The following is an 18843-nucleotide window of genomic DNA, read 5'->3' as shown; positions in this document are numbered from 1 at the left end:
TCTTTACACTAATATATTCACCTGTATTAGCATCATAATGAGAGGATCATCCCCAAAAAAACCACCACTGCAACGCCCCATACAACTTAGAAAATCATATAGTTGTTCTGTTACGTTAATACGATATAAACGTTCAATTTTTTTTATCTCATCATCAGAATACCCCTTTATTTTATGAATATTGATAGGAAACTCTGGATATATAGCGTGTAAATCATTTATTAATCGATTATTTTTCATAGATAAATTCATATAATGAAAAATCACCTTACACATAATTAGAATAAGATGATTTTATTTAGTATCCATTTAAACTTTTCGACTAATACAACGCGTAAATTCTTCTTTTATTGAGGCACCTAAACCTCATCACTACAATTGCTTTTTAATGTAATAATTGCACTATCAGGTATTCCCTCGCCGACCCAATGATCCATACGTAAATGATTTTGGGGCTTAATAATAATGTCATTACCTACAATACTTAAACCGCATAGGCTCATATTATAAAATAGAAGATGGATTAATATTAAGCATTAGTTAAATCTAATTTGGCACTATTAAAAATAGTCATAAAATCATCTAAAGTAAATTTATGCTTTACATCTTCACTTAAAAATCGGCTATCATTAAAAATTCAATTTCTATTTTATCGATTCCTCTATCTTTATTTAATTGACAATATATTTATTTTTTATGAAATTTCGATAGTAATATTCTCATATTTATTGTCACTTACAAAGTCGATTTTAAAGTTAGAATCTATCATCTTTTTCCCTTTAATTTATGAATAACATTATAAAAAATTCTAGATAACAGGTCCATCCCATCGTAATTGGTTACGTAATTCATTAGGAACCAAATCAAATAACATTTTGATATACTTTACATTGCCATCATACAATATACTTATTTTTGAACTACATTTCTCAGTATATGTTTTAGCTTGAAAATTTAAAAATGAAATATCACTTTCATCAAAATCTTGATTAAGTATTTTTTTAGGTAAATTATGAATTAACTGTAATTCATAATAACAAGATTTATCTTTTGCTTTTGCTATCATTCCTCTAGATTGAATATTTCTTAATTGAGGTAAAATCCAATACATCATATCTATATATATTTCATTTTTATTCATTAACAATCAATCCATTAGTATGTAGATAATATAAATAATTACGAATTTAATCCCGAATAATTAAACTTTTCGACTAACGCAACGCGTAAATGCTTCTTTTATTGAGGCACCTAAAACCTCGTCACTACAATTACTTTTTAATGTAATAATTGCACTATCAGGTATTCCTTCACCGACCCAATGATCCATACGTAAATGGTTTTGAGGCTTAATAATAATTTCATTACCTATAAAGCTTAAACCACATAAGTTCATATTTTCAAATAGAGCTGTTTTATTTTTATAATTATAATTATACTCTTTAATTATTTTTCTCACCCACTCTGAATAAGATTTTTTATCATTATACATCTCATTAAATTCTTGTGAGTTACTTTCTATTTTTCTACTATTACTTAAAGAAACTTTTGAATAATGACCTAACTTATCATCAGTGATATTCTTAGATAAAACGTTATATCCATTTTTTAAATCCATAAAGTGGATATAGCACCCCGAGATAGTTACTATAATATAGTAATCATAATTAAAGTAAATATCTGCATATAAATTATAGCCCTTCGATATAATCATTAACTACTCCTCAATTACAGTAATATTAAACCTAATATTCTTTGATGATGCATTTTGTAATTGTTACATAGGTAAATTTACCGCAACAAGTAGTTTTAATCTTAAATATTTATCCTTTAGTTTTTTTGAATATAAACTCAATGATGATATATTGATATCTTTAAATTCACCATTAACTCTAGAAAGTTCAAACTCAACAATGAACTCTTTATTAACTAATAAAGTATATAGATCATAATCTTCTTCCAAAATATGTTCTAAACAATAGACACTTATTATATCAGAGAATCTATCCTTTAAGAAAAAATTAATCTCCTTATTTTTTAGAACAGAACCTTCATTTTTAATTAGCGTCTCCTTAATAACCATTTCTTTCCTAGAACCAATTAATTTCACTTTAGTCTCCCTGGCATTGCTGTTACTAAATTGCCTATATTATCTGTTAAGATTGTTATAACATTCGTTGAATTTTTAGTAAACTTATCAATACCTATATATTTATCTAATATGATAACTCTCTCATACAGTTTTTCATCTTTACTATTAACGACTCTACTAATTTGTATTTTTGAAATATCATTACTTTGAAGTATCAGTTTTAAATCCACTTGATTAATAGTAAATTGACTAGCATTTTTATCTGAGAAATGCCGATGAACCACATGTACCCAACCTCGCTTTAAGTTACCATTTTGAATATTAATTCTAGATTGAACAATAGGATGGTCTAATTCATTTTTTAAAACTACTGTTTTGGCTCCATTAGATACTTTATATCCATTCGTAGTTACTCCCGAATATATTATAAGCTCCCCATTGTTGATTATCTCAATAACTTTTTTATTGGTAGTTATTAATAATTTCTCTTGCTCAACTATTGGTTTGATACTAGTAACATTTAGCTTTCCTGACGCCATTAAAGACTTTGAGCTATTTACTAACGAATTAGAAAAGGCTTTCGCGCTATCTTTTGAATTTGCTAATACTTTATAACCACCGCCTAAAGTAGCACCAGCCAATGCGGCTTCTGGTGCTGTAACTTCAGCTATATGAATGCCAACAGCATTTGCACAATAAATCCAATTAGTTTTACATGTATTAAATGCAGCTTGAGCAATAGCAATAAGTTCTGGTGTTACTGCAATAACAGTATGACCAGCAATAAAACTTGCACTTCCTCCTAAGCCAAGAGCGATTGCAATCATTCCTGCATTTTGTCGATTGACAACTCTTTCCGCTGCTGCAACATCTCCTTTCGAAGCAGCGATCATATCCTTATTATTTTCTAAAGCTAAGTTAGAAAGCATATGCTCACTGTAATTATGCCGATAAACTAATTCCGCAGAATTAGCTGCAGAAAATACGCCTTCAGGCTTACGAGTTACAATAGCACCTGTCAGTGCGCCAATTAATTTAGTGAGCTGTGTTTTTCCTTCATTGCTATGGATTGCCTCTTGAATTAATGCAACTTGTCTGTCTGCTTCATTTAAATAAGTAGGCTCAAATAATTTACTTTGTAGCGATATCGCCGCTATCTCTGCCGCCAATGCACCAGCAACTGCACCTGTAACACTACCTCCTGCAATTTCTGCACTAACACCTGCTACTACCGAATGACTTAAAACCTTTCCTGCATGCCCTAATACCGCGCCATTATCACCAATTAAATTGGCGCCTTCGGCATGAAGCTGACTACCAATATTGCTTAATAGCGCGGTTTTAAAATTATCAATAAAACTGCCACCTTGAATGGCAGTGCCCAATGTTGAACTGACAACTGAATGAGAGGCAACGCGTTGTGCAACTTGATTCCATGTTGCGCTATCGGTCGCAAGTAACTTGCCTGTTGAAGGTAATGTTCCACCTTGGATTGCCTGATCCCAACCCATAAATTGGTCAAGACCCTGAAGTGCCCCCGCAACCACCATACTCGTCACCACAGACTTGACCGTGTCGCTACGCCCCAGTGATTCAAGTGTTTTAGAGATATTGCCTTGGTTTTCAGCTAAAGAGACCGCCGCTTGCGAAACTAAAGAGGCAAAACCTGCTTGTGCTGCAACCGATGCTGTTGAAGCCACGCTTGCTGAAGCCCCCGCCGCAATGGTTGCTTTACTTGCCATTCCACCAATAGTCGCCGCGGTTGCTGTACCGTAAGTGGCAACTCCCACTGCAATAGCGATAACCGCACCAACAACAGGATTTAATTGTTTTGTTTTATCATCCCAATCAGAATAGGTATCCTTAACTAAATTCCAATTGACGTTTTGATGATGTTGAAGATCTTTAAGCCATGCATATTCTGGAGTGTTACTTAAAACTGTTAATGCTTGTTCTAAAGATTGTCCTTTTTGAACTTTAATATCAGCAGATATTCCTTTAGGCGCATCAATAGTCAGTTTTCCACCAATATAAAGTGTTGGTAATGCCCAACTCTCTTTGATATAACCCTGATTGCGCTGAGTAATATAAATATCTTTTGAATTAGTAATAACTTGCTTAAATGCTGTATTTTTAACTGCTTTAAAATTAACTTTTCCTGTTTTACTGGTTAATTTTGCATTCTTCGCTGTTTCTAGTTTGCTCGCTTCTAAGGTAATATCATCTTTAGCAAATAAATTAATATCGCCATTAGCGATAAACTCGGTAACTTTATTATTTGTATTATGACGTTTTTTCGTGTATTTCTTTTTGGTAGTACATAAAGTCCACGGATTACATTTTTTCTTCTCCTCTTCGTAATAACTCGATTCCTCCATCGCTTGTGCGTAAAGAAATCCACCTTTAGCAGCAATATCTATCTCTTTATTGGCAATCAATTTTGATGCCTGAAATAAAATACTGCCTTCAGATAATAGAGTTAAATTATTACCACTATTAATTTCAGTACTGACTTGTTTGCGAAGTTCTTCTAACTTAGAACCCGACTCTTTACGAAAATATGTTTTTACCGATCCTAATTGAATATTACCACCACTGGATATCGTAATGTTACCGTCTGATTTGAGTGAGCTACCTTCTGTTATTAACGCACCTGATGACGCAATAGAAATGCCTTTATTTCCTGTAATAGCCGATGTGCTATACTGAATATCTTGAGAATCTTCGTGGGGATCTTTGATGGCGGAATAAGCATTTGCACCCAGCTTTATATTCCTACCAGCTAATACAATGACTTTATCTTTTGAATTTAATACTGTTGAACTTAAATCAACATCACGCGCTGCATTTAAGATAAGGTTATCATCTGAAAATAACTTAGATTGTAATTGAGGATAATAAATATCACTAAAGAAAGGATCGGCTTCTTTTATTGATTTTGAGGCAAGGAAAATATCCTGCCCTGCATTAAAGGTTATAGCTTTATCGCTGTGATATTTTATTCCTTGACTAATAATATCTTTACCAGCCGTAAATGTAATATCACCTCGCGTTTTCCAGCTTTTCGTTTTTGATAATGCAGACTCTTTATTATACAAATGAAAATATGGTAATATCTTAAAAAGTTCCGATTCATTTCTCTGAATTTTTATATCACCTTGTGAAATTAAGCTTAAGAAGTTAGCATTATTAATTTCAATATTATTAAAAGTTATATCTTTTCCAGATTGAAATAAAATAGAATCAGAGATATTAATAGCCGGTGGAGTTAGAACATTATTTTCATTAAATGCAGAAATGGGATTTAATGTATAATCAATGTTTCCATTCTTAGCAAGAACAACACCGTCTTTTGCTGTTAGATCTACTTGATTAAGCTCTATATTTTTATTTGAAATTAAGCTTAATGATTTTTTAGATGAGAGGTGTGAATCTTTTACAATAATATCTCCACTAGAGATAACAGATAGTTCATTATTTGAATTTATATTTGACGATATATTAATAGAATTAGAATTAATCAATATGTTATTAGCTAAAAAATTATAACCTGAGTGTAACTTGTTTATTGATTTTTTTATTGGTAAATACTTAGATGGGGGATTTGCTTCTATATTGATACTATTTTTAAAATCTAAAACCAAATTACCTTTCGATAATATCGTAGAAAAACTTTTTCTATCAGGTGACCAAGAATAAAACTTATTAAGTAGTTCAAATTTCAACGGCTCCCTTACATAAAGAATATCATAATTACCATCGTCATCCTCTTCATCTACATATACACCGAGATCTTTATATGAAGTCTTATACCTATACCATAAATTTAACTCTCCAGGCATTAAATTTGAAATAACAGCATTACTTCCTGTCAAAATAGTATTTTCATTACTATGTATCACACCTAGGTTATTAATCAATTCATTAGCATTAATGTAAATGTTTTTTCCTGAATCAATATGTCCTATAAAATCACTATAATTATATTTATATCTTTCTGTATTAATAATATCTGTACTTGTTAAATCTAGGTAACCAAACCATTTTTCATATGGAAAATTTTCCAACACAGGATAATATGTATTTATAGAAACAACGCCTTGGCTATTTCCCCAATATGATGCAACAAAACTTTTTCTAGCAGTAGAGTTTGCTTCGACATTTAAAAAAGTTGGTAATTCATTTAAAGATGTATTAACCAATTTCTTAGTTCTAATAATCAAATCACCCTTTTCTGTTTTTATCGTGGCTGATTGATTTTCAATTAAAGTGCTTGGGTCACCCTGCGCATTTTTCTGTATCCATAAATTATCTTTCGCTTGAATAATCGCTTTTTCGCCTTTATTCGTGAGTTTATCTGCGAATAAACGCATATCTTTCTCTGAGATAACTTCACTATGATTAATCAGCGTATTAGTTGCTAAAGTAATATCTCTTTTTGCTTTTAACTTTGTATTACTATTAATTTGTAGTTCTTTACTACTAACATTAATATCTCGCTCAGATTGAATATTGCCATTAAAGGTAATTTTTCCATCAACAGTTATATTCACACTGTTTTGATTTGTCTGAATATTACTTAAATTAACACCGACACCTTTTTCTGTGCTAACTAGACGTATTTGATTGGCATACATTCCACCTAGCGCTTTCGTATCAATAGACAGCGTAGGTTTAACACCTTCACCATTAATGCTATTTACTGTACCTTTATCAAAATCGATACGGTTATTTCCTTGCATTAAAGAAAGGTTTTTAGCGTTAATTTTTCCATTTAACTCAATACTACGGCTGATAATGTCGGCATAATCCTGAGCTTGGAGATCTATACCTTGCGTGCCAATAACAACACCGCCTTTTTTCACTTCTATTGCCGAATAGGCGCCTTGAGGATTAAAAAGAGGTTTTCCTGTTGTGAGCGTAATTGCTGGGGTATTTATAAACGAACAACCATCACACGTAATACCATTTGGATTAGCAATAACAACTTTCGCTTGTTCTCCCGCAACTTCTAATTTTCCTTGTAATTGTGAGCGCCCATTTCCTACCACTTCATTAATAATTAAATGAGCAGCACTTCCTTTTAAATTAGTATTGGCATTCACTTGTTTGGCTAATTGTGTATTAACAGAAGTTGTCGCATTATTAATTACAACACCTTGCTTGCTAACATTGAACGAATGAAACTTATTATGAGAAATACCAAGATCATTAGGTGCTACAATATTAATAATAGGAACAGTATTTTGCTGATTGACTTTAATCGTTTTATCGGAGGGCGTAATTGCTAAACTCCAAGCTGGATGTAATGGATAAATAGCAATTACATAAGCTATGCTATAACTTATTAAACGTTGTTTCCAAGAAATATCCTTTTCACACATAAAAACTCCTAACATTTAAATAGCAAGAGAAATGGACCAATATAAAGACCAGCAATCTGGCTTTAATGATTTGGGATAAAACACAGGTTTATTAATTAAAATTTGAGAAGAAAAAGTGGAATGATAAAAAGAAGTACCTATTGCACTTCCAATTATTTTATTCTTTTTTGTTTCATATTGATCTGAATGGGCGACACCATAATCAAGTGCAAAAATAAAATTCCATTTACTTAAAAACGAAGTTATTGGTGATATATTTATTTCATTGCGCCAATAAAACCCACTATTAGCATTAAAATTTATTTCTTTATATCCACGAACAGCTTTTATTCCATCTATTGCTATTTTTTCCGAACCATAAAGATTATCAGGCGTATATTGACTATGAAATGAAGTAAGATAGGAAAACTGATCAGTGAATAAATATTGATAGCTTAAATTTAAACTTAGTTTTCGATAATGACTACGAGGTGAATTGTCAGCAATATAATCAGGTGTCGCGCCAAAAAGAGAGATCCCAAACTCAGCAGTTGGATTAATGATTAAATATCCATTATGTAAACTTAAAGTATATTCAGGGCTAAATGATAAAGAAGTCAATGTGGGACTATTTATTAATAATTTTTGTTGTGCTAACTGCGTTTTTGCTTTCTTATGCTTTAACGTTCCCTTTAGTGTTACTCGTTGTTTATTATCTCGATAGACTAAACGACTAATATCAAATTGCTGATCTTTATTTTTGTTTTTATAAATATATTTGTGATTATTTTGGAAGGAATAAGATGAACTACTATCAGATAACTGGTATTGATAAAACCAATAACCATAAGGGATATTAACACTTGCAGTATAAGCACGAGAATAGTGAGCATGAGGGAAATCTGTATTTGTTTTTAGTGAAAAAATCCACTGCTCACCCAAGCCAAACAAAGAATCTATTGTTGTTGTATTAGTAAGTAAGATCTTTCCTGTTGTTTCTGTTCCCGAATTATCAATTGTTAATCGATTCTTTAAAGGAAGTTTTTTAGCTTTTCGATTAATGGTTACAGATGAATATCCCACACTATCGCTTGGTTGAATATCCAATGTATATTGCGTTGTTGTTAATCGATTAAGCTGTTCTAATCCATGTTCTAAATCTCGTAGATTTAAAATTTTTTCTTTAAAGGAAGGAAAAATAATATCAATTAATCTAGATGAAACACCATTGATAGAAATATCTTTTATTCTACCTTCAATAATCTTTATTACTAACTTATGATTAGAAAGATCTTGCTCTGGAATAATAGCTTGTGAGGTAACATAACCTTTTTCAATATAATTATTAGTAATTGATTTAGCGACCTCATGCATATCATTTAATGTTAGACATTGTTGTAGATACGGTGAAATTACTTTAGATTTCTGTCTATCATCTAATAAAGTATTTTCTGTAAGATCAACTTTATTAATAAGAAAGCATTTATTATTTACATTTTCATCATTCAAAGAAAAACTATTTTTGCTAACGAGTAAAAATATAAAGAAGAATAAGTTTATTTTTTTAAATTTATGCATATATAAGTCATCCTTAAAGAGATGTTTATATATTTACATAGGAAACGCATTTTAAAGGTTATCATTAAATAGTAGGTGTATAAGACTTTTGGAAAAAGTTCTTTCAGCAAATATTGACAAGTTTCTATTAACCCTATATTGCTAGATACTTAACTTGCACTTAGCTTACATTAAAAAAATAAGGCTAATAATAATGAAACACTTACAACTCAACAAAACACAATTCCGCTTAAGCGATAAACTTTGTTTACAAATTGACAATTTAGCCATAAATGAAGGTGAGAGTTGGGCATTTGTAGGCAGTAATGGAAGCGGCAAAACCGCCTTAGCAAATGCATTATGCCAAGAAGGTATTTTGCTCTCTGGTGAATTTATCAGCACATTTTCTCGTCCAATTAGTCTCTCTTTTGAAAAACTGCAAAAAATGATTGAAGAAGAGTGGCGTCGGAATAACACAGATTTATTAAGTGAAGGTGAAGAAGATACTGGCTTAACTGTTGCTCAAGTTATTCAAATGCAGGTAAAAGATGATGACAGATGCCTTTTATTAGCAAAGCAATTTGGTGTTGAATACCTTTTATCAAGACGTTTTAAATATCTATCTACAGGTGAATCTCGAAAAATATTGCTTATTCAACTTTTAATGAATAAACCTGATTTAATCATTTTAGATGAGCCTTTTGATGGGTTAGATGTTGATTCTCGCCGTGCTTTAAATGAATTGTTAACACTATTACATCAACAAAATCTGACTATCGTACTCATTCTAAATCGTTTTAATGATATTCCTGATTTTATTCAGTATGCAGGTCTACTCATTAATTGCGAATTAGTCGCCAACGGTGAGAAAGAACAGGTTTTATCTGACTCTGTTATTGGGCAATTATCTCACAGTGAAACTCTTGAAAATCTCACATTACCTGAACAAGATTCGCCTGATGCCATTCCTCAATTATCACCGACACTTTCCCCTATCGTGCTAAAAGATGGAGTAGTGAGCTATAACGATAAACCTGTTCTTCACCATTTAAGCTGGGAGGTAAAACCTCAGCAACATTGGCAGATTTTAGGCCCTAATGGTGCAGGAAAATCGACATTATTAAGTTTAATTACGGGCGATCACCCTCAAGGCTACAGCAATGACTTAACGCTATTTGGTCGTAAAAGAGGAAGTGGTGAAACAGTATGGGAAATTAAACGCCATATTGGTTATGTCAGTAATGCCTTACATCAGAGTTACCGTGTTTCTTCAACGGTAAAAAATGTCATTATTTCAGGTTTCCATGACTCTATTGGCATTTATCAAGCGATTACAGATAAACAGCTAAAACTTGCTGATGAATGGTTAGCGTTAATTGGTTTAACTGCACATGCTAATCATCCATTTCATGCCTTATCTTGGGGTCAGCAACGCTTAGTGTTAATTGTTAGAGCATTAGTTAAACACCCTACCTTACTTATTCTTGATGAGCCATTGCAAGGATTAGACACAACGAACCGGCTCTTAGTACAGCGTTTTATTGATATCATGATAAGCCACAGTAATACGCAACTTTTGTTTGTGAGCCACCATCAAGAAGATGCGCCATCGTGTATTACTCATCGATTGACTTTTATTAAAGAAGGCGAAATTTATCGTTACCAGCAAGAAATTTGTTAAATGTTCATTTTTACTGTCATAATCAGGGCAATGATTTTAGAAATTAACGCTAAACTTAGGTCTGAATTTTTATTTAAATCGACATTTTCTTGCTTATTATTTGAACAATAATAAATAAAGAATGTGTCGTTTTTACAGGCGCTATTTTCGTCTATTTTTTATACAAAACGGATATTTTGTTTTTTTACGCCGATCCCGCTAGATTAATAGCTTGAACGATTAAGCAAAAGGTGTGACAACTGTGCAATAATTCATCGAACAAACGACATTTTTGACTTAATCCCCCTTGTTTTGTCACTTATGTTTGGCGTTCTTGTCGATGATCCATATAATGATTGAAGTGCTAATTTTAAACTTATATTAAGAAAGTAATTATAGGAGTCTAAACTATGGCAGTAACTAAGCTTGTGCTAGTTCGACACGGTGAAAGTGTATGGAACAAAGAAAACCGTTTTACAGGCTGGACTGACGTTGAGCTGTCCGAAAAAGGCCGTAATGAAGCGCAAGAAGCAGGTAAACTGCTGAAAGCTGAAGGTTTCGTTTTTGACTATGCATATACTTCTGTTCTGAAACGCGCAATTCACACCCTGTGGAACATTCTTGATCAAGTTGATCAACAATGGCTGCCAGTTGAAAAATGCTGGAAATTAAACGAACGTCATTACGGTGCTCTGCAAGGCTTAAACAAAGCTGAAACTGCTGAAAAATACGGTGACGAGCAAGTTAAACAATGGCGTCGTGGTTTTGCTATCACTCCACCAGAATTAACTAAAGACGATGAACGTTTCCCAGGTAAAGATCCTCGTTATGCATCTTTAACTGCGGCAGAACTGCCATTAACAGAAAGTCTAGCATTAACTATCGACCGTGTAACACCATACTGGGAAGAAGTTATCAAACCACGTGTTGCTTCTGGTGAGAAAGTTATTATTGCAGCTCACGGTAACTCACTGCGTGCTCTGGTTAAATACCTAGACAACATGAGCGAAGACGAAATTCTTGAGCTGAATATCCCAACAGCTGTACCTTTAGTTTACGAATTTGATGAAAACATGAAACCAATCAAACGTTACTACTTAGGTAATGCTGACGAAATCGCAGCAAAAGCAGCCGCTGTTGCTAACCAAGGTAAAGCGAAGTAATTTTGCTTTAAATCTATTAATTTAGGTTTATATGATAAATACCGCTAGAAATAGCGGTATTTTTTTATATTAAATTTCTAAATTTCAATTTTTTCATATTATTTTTTATTTTATATAAAAAATATAATATTTAACTCGATAGCCTTAATTAAAAAATATTAAATTATCACTTACAGTTATTAAATATTTAATATATTGTCACCATTGGATTTTAAGTCATTTAATTATTTATAAATATAAAACGCTTATAACAAACGCATATTAAAATAGGGATATTTTATGTCTGAGTGTAATTATAACTCTTATGGAGCTTGGTGGTATTGTTCTCCAGAAGGGCGAATTTTAGAACTTCATGAACAACCTTTTTATACAGAAAGGCAGCACTATCTCGCTCACTCAGAAAAGGGTATGAAAATCTAAAAAATAAATCATTAGAAGAAATGGCTGAGGCTATTTCAGATCAAGCCGTATCAGGTACTCTCGGCCTAATTGAAACAACAGCACTAGGTCTAGATAGATTATCTGATGTTTATCTTTATCACCATTTATTACGAGCACCTCCCTCAAAAAATCTCATTTTTGATAGAGATGTCGAAGCAATACATCTTTTAGTTTATGCTAAAAACCCTTCTGAAGTTGTAAATATTGCAGGAACTATTATTGGTGAGTATATTTATGAAAATTTAGACGAACAACAAAAAAATGAATTAAATAAAATACTAAATACAAGATAATTATCCATTGATACAGGTGCAACCAAATATAAAGTTAATGAACTTGCATACTATAATGGATTTAACGAAGTACCATCCTTTATAGAAAATACCGTAGTAAGAAAATTACTATTATCCATAATTATTTATCTAATTACCAGAAGTGCAATTTTAAGATTAAACATATTTAAATCGAAAGCAAGTTTAAAAAACAAAAAAAAAATTATCAAAAGGATGGATAGATATTACAGTTGTTTTAGTGAGCTCTTATGGTTTTATAGAAAAATTAGATAGAGCATCTAGACGATTACGTGCTCTTAGCCCGGAGTTATATTATAGATTAGATAATAAGCAACTATCTCTAACTTATCTTTTTTTTGAAGAGGATATTAGCCCTATTCTAAATATAATAGAGAATAAAAACTCGCATGATACATACGAGCTTTTACAAGCTTATGTTACTTTATTAAATTCAAAAAATAATTAATCTGCGATACTATATCCTGATGTTCCTGCAATATGGTGACTACAAGTTATGTCCCTATATTGCACAAGAACAGACTCTTCCGGTTGGGAACTATTACTATCTATACTATGTGGGTAACGAGTAGAATAATCGACAATAGAAGCTTGATTTAATACGATAGTATAATATTTTTCATTTTTACCGTGCTGTGAAGTTCTATAAAAATCAAAGGTTAATTTAAGAACTTCATTATTAGAAATGGCAACTAATAACAAAGGTGATGATTTATCAATATTTTTAATAAACTCTATTGGATGATGGGATACATTTTAATTTCTTGTTATCGTGCTACTATATTCAATAATAATAATTTCATCTTCCTTTCCTTCTTGGCATTTATTTCCAATAGAGTCAATTGTTCCACATCCTCTTGAAATTAATCCTTGTTGTTTTCCTTCAATTATTAAATAAATTAAGTTTCCCATTTTAATTTTTTAATCCTTTAATTATAATAACCTTAAATATACAACTATAATAAAACATTAAAAATCAAATAAAGAATAGGGATATTAATATGAAATTAAAAATAGTTACCATTCTATTTATTATTATTATGTTTATAATAATGTTTGTTTTATTTCCGTTTAAGGAGGATAAAATAAATAATCCTTCTCCCTCTCTATTTAAACAAAGCCTTTCACATTATCAGCTTTACTTAGGCGATATTTATTTTGATAAGAATGATAAAAACAAAGCCCGCAAATTTTATTTATTATCTGCTTATAACGAGAATGCGGAGGCTCAAGCAAAAATAGGTTCTTTCTACATTAATGGAAATTTATATTTCCCTAAAGATTATGAATTGGCCATGAAGTGGCTACTAAAATCGTCTAGTAAAAATAATCCTACTGCACAGTTTTATATAGGATATATGTATGATGATGGTTTAGGTGTTATACAAAATTACTATATAGCAATTGAATGGTATTTAAAATCTGCAGAGCAGAATTTTAGTAGAGCACAGAATAATCTAGGTCTTTTATATTTAGATGGTCTTGGTACTAAACAAGACTACGAAAAAGCAATGGAGTGGTATTTAAAAGCAGTTAGTAATGGGCATATCAAAACAAACAATAATATTGCTTATTCATATCAACATGGCTTAGGAGTTGATCAGGATTATCAGAAAGCAATGATCTTCTATTTAAAGGCGGCTGAAGATAATGATCCCTCAGCTATTTATAATATTGGTTATTTATATGAAAAAGGATTGGGTGTCATTGCTGACAAAGAAAAAGCATGTGAATGGTATCAAAAGTCATATGAGCTTGGATTTAAACCCGCTAAATTTAGACTTGATCTATTAAAGATACATGACTAACTTACTTTCTTTTTCATAAAAAAATACCGTTGATTAATTATCAACGGTATTACAGTTTGTATATTAAGATAATATCAGTTAACCGCGACGAGCAACAACCGCATCTGCTAGTTGGCGTAACAGTATTTCAGTATCATCCCAACCAATACAAGCATCGGTGATACTTTTACCGTAAACCAAAGGTTCACTGCTTTCTAATGACTGGCTACCTTCCACTAAATGACTCTCAATCATAACGCCGATTAATGCTTTTTCACCTGAGCTAATTTGTTGGCAAATATCAGCACCAACTTCCATTTGTTTCTCAAATTTCTTGCAACTATTGGCGTGACTGAAGTCAACCATCACGTTTTGTGGTAAACCTGCTTTTTTAAGCCCTTCTTTTACCGCTGCTACATGTTCAGCGCTGTAATTTGGTTCTTTACCACCACGTAAAATAATGTGGCAATCACCATTACCTGCAGTACGTACAATGGCTGAATGACCCCATTTAGTGACAGAAAGAAAACAGTGTGGCGATCCCGCAGCATTGATTGCATCAATAGCAACTTTAATAGTTCCATCTGTGCCATTTTTAAAACCAACAGGACAAGACAAACCAGACGAAAGCTCACGGTGTACTTGAGATTCTGTAGTACGAGCACCAATTGCACCCCAACTCATTAAATCAGCAACATATTGAGGCGTTATCATATCTAAAAACTCGCCAGCTGTTGGCAAGCCACTATCGTTGATGGTTAATAAAAGATTACGAGCAATACGTAAACCTTCATTAATATCAAAGGTATGATCCATATGAGGATCATTAATTAAACCTTTCCAGCCTACTGTTGTACGTGGTTTTTCAAAATAAACACGCATAACAATTTCAAGTTTATCTTTAAGCTCTTCTCTAATGAGACTTAAACGTTGCGCATACTCCAACGCAGCTTTCGGATCATGAATAGAACAAGGTCCAATTACCACTAATAGACGATCATCTTTTCCTGCTAGGATTTGATGAATAGCTTCACGGGCATGACGAACTGTAAAAGCCGCATTATCAGTTGCTGGAAACTTTTCCAATAAAGCAACTGGCGGTAAAAGTTCATTAATTTGTGTTATTTTAAGGTCATCATTTTGATAATTCATTCCCGTGTATCCACTCTTTTATGTTATCTAGTCAATGTTATTATTGCTTTCCCAATCTAACCATTCGTTTTCTATCTGTAAACACCCTTTCACCTTAAAGCTCCTATAGTTGTTTTTCTAAAAAATCGTCAAAAATGGAAATAGCGCATTTAAGCAAAATAATGATTCAAAATTGCGTTAAGTATAAGAATAAAAACAATGAATAGTAAGGCTGGAGAGAAAGATAACTCTACCAGCCTTTTTTATTAGGAGAGATAATTATTTCTGCTAGAGCGTTTTGCTGTTTTGATCCACAAACGAGAACCGTTAATAGCGATAGCCAGTAAAATGATATATTCAACAGACATGGCATAAACACCTTGCTTGTAAAATATAACAACACTAATCACGTTGATAACCGACCAAACTAGCCAGTTTTCAACTAATTTCCGTGTCATTAAAATCATCGCCACAATCGACAGGACGGTCATTGTAGAATCCCAGAATGGGTAAGCATCAGGTTCAAGCACTGGCGTAGCTAAATTTGTACCAAAGACATTTAGTATATCAACAGCAACAACAGCTAAATAACCAAATACAGTATCAATATTAAAGGTCAAAGCGACAATAGCAGCTATTGAAACAACAATTAAAAAGAGACGATGGCTTGGTTTTAACCAACGAATTCTTAGTTCCGCTTGCTCAAAATCATTTACTCTACTCCATGCGTACCAGCCATAAATATTAGCTGCAAAGAAGAAAATTTGAAGGAGTAAGCTTGCGTATAGCTGAATTTGGAAAAAAATAATGGCAAATAAAGTGACGTTAATCAGTCCAAATAAGTAATTAATTATTTTTTCCTGACTTGCAAGCCATATACACAAAAGACCAGCTATAGTGCCCACAGCTTCAATCCACGAAAGTGGGTATCCACCTTGCCCAAGTGGAATATTGACTAAAATATTATTGATACTAAACCAACTCATGACATCCATTTTACAACCCCGACTTAATCATAGAAAAAAACAAAGAAAATATGGGTTATTGCGACATCTTTGCAAAGTAGTAAAGATATATTATAAATTCATATTTATAATGGTACTTAGTTTTTAATATTAAACATTATGTTTCTGATTTAAAAAAATAACAAACAAATGTTTTATATACTAAACAAATTATTCTAATTTTACTTTTTAAACAATAAAAACGACAAATAACTTTATTACATTTTACTTATTAGAGAGAAATATGGAGCCAACAACACGTTTAATCGATCGCATACTATCTTTTGCTCTCCTCGATCCTAGAATTGAGGCAGTAGTACTAACAGGATCGCTAGGACGCAATAGAAAGATAGACAGTTATTCTGATATTGATATAGAGCTTATCGGTTATGGTGCGACAGAGCTCGCAAAAAACCAACATTGGTTATCACAATTCGGTGATGCTCTTGTCAGCTTACAGTTGGAGTGTGAAGATCCCAAAAGTAAGTTTTGGCCTATTTATTTACATGTTTTAGCTCAAGGTCGCAAAATGGACATTATGATGGCTGAACCTGAGCGTATTTTTAACATGAAAACAGAAGGACTTAGCCCAGTTTACCAGCGTGGATATCAAATCTTACTTGATAAAACGAGTTTATGTGACGGGCTTCCTGAAATTAGCGCTATAACGCCTCCTACGCTTTCAAAAGAGCAAGCATGTAACAATGCTCAAGAATTCTGGTTTGAGGCGACACAAGTCGCTATAGCCATTCTACGCCATGAGTTTTGGTTTGCTAATTATCGTATCAGTGATATGCGTGAATGGCTGATAGCATTACTTGAACAAGTTGCACTGCACGATACCCCAACACAAGATGTTTGGTATCAAGGGAAAAACTTAAAAGAATGGCTACCTAAATTTTATTCTTTACGATCATTGGAAAGTACTCTTGCAATGAGTACTCCCTATGAAGCGGCAGCAACACTTTCAATTATGATGGCATTTTTTCTTGATGCATCGAAACGCCTCAATTACCCTATTGATACAGCAATAAAAACACAAGAATTAGTCAGCAATTGGTTAATCGATAATGAATTTTTGACTGAAAATGAATACACCCAAATCACGTCATCAATTATTTGTCATTACTGATTTGAATGTCATTTCAAATTAAGACTAGGTAGTTTTTTCATTTTGAGAAAACTATCTTTATTGTTTAATAAAGCAATGAATTGCACTATCAAAAAATAGAAAAATAACTAAGAGTTTGTTTACTGTTTAGGGAATGATAAATATATAGGAAGGAGTTTGAAATGGTGGGCCGTGGGCGATTCGAACGCCCGACCAATTGATTAAAAGTCAACTGCTCTACCGACTGAGCTAACGGCCCATTTCAATAAAAACGGATTGGTGTTCGAAAATGGTGGGTCGTGGGCGATTCGAACGCCCGACCAATTGATTAAAAGTCAACTGCTCTACCGACTGAGCTAACGACCCTTTTTCGAACTTGCCACATTCTCTGTGGCAACGGCGGGTAATAATACTGATTTAATGTTTTTGTGCAACGTTTTTTTTCAAAAAAAAGTTCAACCGTTGAAAAAACAATCATTTAACCCCGAAAATGCAACATTTTACATTACGGGGTCAATAATTAGAGTGCCGCTAGCTGCTTTTGTGCTAATTTAGCGCCCGCACTATTTGGATATTGCTTAATCACTTGTTGATAAATAGCTTTAGCATTATCCTTTTGCCCTTTCTCTTGCATGATCAAACCAATTTTATAAAAGGCTTCACTTGCTTTTTGAGATTTTGGATAGTTTTTAACAACAATAGCAAATGTACTTGCTGCCTGATCCTTATTACCTTTTAAGTAATACATCTGACCCAACCAAAAATGTGCATTTGATTGATAGCTAGATTTTGGATAGTTATTGATAAAGTTGTTTAATTCAACAATTGCTTTATCGTAATCTTTAGAATTCAATACGATATCAATTGCTGCATTATAATCGGCCTTCTCATCACCTTGTCCTGAGCTAGTTGCAGCAGGTGGTGTTGAAGAAGCAGTATTATCAGGTTGAGTGGCTTCAGTTGATGTTGAAGCTCCGCCACTAAGGCCATCTAACTGTTGATAGATATTGCGTTGGCGTTCAACAACTTGATTTAACTGGTATTGATTTTCCTGAATTTGACCACGTAACATATCAATATCACGCTGAGAATCAGCGAGTTGTTGCTGTAATTGGGTCAAAAGCTGGCTGTGAGCATTTGAAAAACGCTCAAGTTGGGCGAGTCGTTCATCGGTCGAACCTGAACCGATATTACTGATTGGCGCTTGGGCAATAGCGGCTACA

The 18843-nt window shown here is 32.7% G+C and carries 16 protein-coding genes, 2 tRNA genes and 1 pseudogene; 6 read left to right on the top strand and 13 right to left on the bottom strand.

Features of this window, described 5'->3' with window-relative positions; translation table 11 throughout:
• Positions 1–3: 3 nt before the first annotated feature.
• From GWI68_RS17140 to GWI68_RS17110, 7 genes are all read right to left on the bottom strand, one after another.
• Positions 4–252: a hypothetical protein gene (locus GWI68_RS17140; protein WP_166541052.1), complete on the bottom strand. Its 249-nt coding sequence runs from the start codon at positions 250–252 to the stop codon at positions 4–6.
• A gap of 107 nt (positions 253–359) precedes the next feature.
• Positions 360–503, bottom strand: coding sequence for a contact-dependent growth inhibition system immunity protein (locus GWI68_RS17135; protein ID WP_243733453.1), 144 nt, complete (start codon positions 501–503; stop codon positions 360–362).
• A gap of 305 nt (positions 504–808) precedes the next feature.
• A complete protein-coding gene (locus GWI68_RS17130) occupies positions 809–1141 on the bottom strand; it encodes a zinc ABC transporter substrate-binding protein (protein ID WP_166541051.1) in 333 nt (110 codons plus the stop codon).
• Between the two features lie 60 nt (positions 1142–1201).
• The gene (locus tag GWI68_RS17125) at positions 1202–1714 is read right to left on the bottom strand and encodes a contact-dependent growth inhibition system immunity protein (protein WP_166541050.1); all 513 of its coding nucleotides are present in this window, start codon (positions 1712–1714) and stop codon (positions 1202–1204) included.
• A gap of 63 nt (positions 1715–1777) precedes the next feature.
• Complete coding sequence (locus GWI68_RS17120; RefSeq protein ID WP_109409671.1) at positions 1778–2110, bottom strand: hypothetical protein; 333 nt, start codon at positions 2108–2110, stop codon at positions 1778–1780.
• The gene (locus tag GWI68_RS17115; protein WP_166541049.1) at positions 2107–7476 is read right to left on the bottom strand and encodes a DUF637 domain-containing protein; all 5370 of its coding nucleotides are present in this window, start codon (positions 7474–7476) and stop codon (positions 2107–2109) included. Before GWI68_RS17115 ends, GWI68_RS17120 begins: the two co-directional genes overlap by 4 nt.
• Before the next feature lie 15 nt (positions 7477–7491).
• Entirely contained in the window at positions 7492–9033 is a 1542-nt protein-coding gene (locus tag GWI68_RS17110; protein ID WP_166541048.1) for a ShlB/FhaC/HecB family hemolysin secretion/activation protein, read from the bottom strand.
• Between the two features lie 193 nt (positions 9034–9226).
• Between GWI68_RS17110 and modF the strand changes: the two genes are divergently transcribed.
• From modF to GWI68_RS17090, 4 genes are all read left to right on the top strand, one after another.
• Complete coding sequence (gene modF, locus GWI68_RS17105; protein ID WP_166541047.1) at positions 9227–10693, top strand: molybdate ABC transporter ATP-binding protein ModF; 1467 nt, start codon at positions 9227–9229, stop codon at positions 10691–10693.
• 389 nt (positions 10694–11082) lie between these two features.
• Positions 11083–11835: a 2,3-diphosphoglycerate-dependent phosphoglycerate mutase gene (gpmA, locus tag GWI68_RS17100; RefSeq protein WP_036938379.1), complete on the top strand. Its 753-nt coding sequence runs from the start codon at positions 11083–11085 to the stop codon at positions 11833–11835.
• 279 nt (positions 11836–12114) lie between these two features.
• Positions 12115–12255, top strand: a complete 141-nt coding sequence (locus tag GWI68_RS17095; RefSeq protein WP_166541046.1) for a hypothetical protein — start codon at positions 12115–12117, stop codon at positions 12253–12255.
• A 20-nt stretch (positions 12256–12275) separates the two neighbouring features.
• On the top strand, positions 12276–12569 hold the full coding sequence (locus GWI68_RS17090; protein WP_166541045.1) for a hypothetical protein: 294 nt from the start codon (positions 12276–12278) through the stop codon (positions 12567–12569).
• 462 nt (positions 12570–13031) lie between these two features.
• Here the strand turns inward: GWI68_RS17090 and GWI68_RS17085 are convergent.
• Positions 13032–13499: pseudogene (locus tag GWI68_RS17085) on the bottom strand (Hcp family type VI secretion system effector).
• A gap of 89 nt (positions 13500–13588) precedes the next feature.
• On the opposite strand from GWI68_RS17085, the gene GWI68_RS17080 reads away from it, so the two are divergent.
• Positions 13589–14395, top strand: a complete 807-nt coding sequence (locus GWI68_RS17080; protein ID WP_166541044.1) for a tetratricopeptide repeat protein — start codon at positions 13589–13591, stop codon at positions 14393–14395.
• A 78-nt stretch (positions 14396–14473) separates the two neighbouring features.
• On the opposite strand, the gene aroG is transcribed toward GWI68_RS17080, so the two are convergent.
• Entirely contained in the window at positions 14474–15526 is a 1053-nt protein-coding gene (gene aroG, locus GWI68_RS17075) for a 3-deoxy-7-phosphoheptulonate synthase AroG (RefSeq protein WP_088493400.1), read from the bottom strand.
• A gap of 245 nt (positions 15527–15771) precedes the next feature.
• On the bottom strand, positions 15772–16500 hold the full coding sequence (pnuC, locus tag GWI68_RS17070) for a nicotinamide riboside transporter PnuC (RefSeq protein WP_109410029.1): 729 nt from the start codon (positions 16498–16500) through the stop codon (positions 15772–15774).
• Positions 16501–16753: 253 nt separating this feature from the next.
• On the opposite strand from pnuC, the gene GWI68_RS17065 reads away from it, so the two are divergent.
• Positions 16754–17641, top strand: coding sequence for an aminoglycoside 6-adenylyltransferase (locus GWI68_RS17065; protein WP_166541043.1), 888 nt, complete (start codon positions 16754–16756; stop codon positions 17639–17641).
• A gap of 162 nt (positions 17642–17803) precedes the next feature.
• Here the strand turns inward: GWI68_RS17065 and GWI68_RS17060 are convergent.
• From GWI68_RS17060 to ybgF, 3 genes are all read right to left on the bottom strand, one after another.
• Positions 17804–17879, bottom strand: a tRNA-Lys gene (locus tag GWI68_RS17060).
• A gap of 31 nt (positions 17880–17910) precedes the next feature.
• Positions 17911–17986: transfer RNA gene (locus tag GWI68_RS17055), tRNA-Lys, on the bottom strand.
• 154 nt (positions 17987–18140) lie between these two features.
• Positions 18141–18843 (bottom strand): tol-pal system protein YbgF (gene ybgF / locus GWI68_RS17050; RefSeq protein ID WP_166541042.1); only part of this gene is annotated, 703 nt, incomplete at its 5' end.

This window comes from Proteus sp. G2669, assembly GCF_009915245.1.
Classification (GTDB): domain Bacteria; phylum Pseudomonadota; class Gammaproteobacteria; order Enterobacterales; family Enterobacteriaceae; genus Proteus.
Note: the sequence above shows the minus strand (reverse complement) of the source record. Positions and strands in the feature narration are given on the sequence as shown.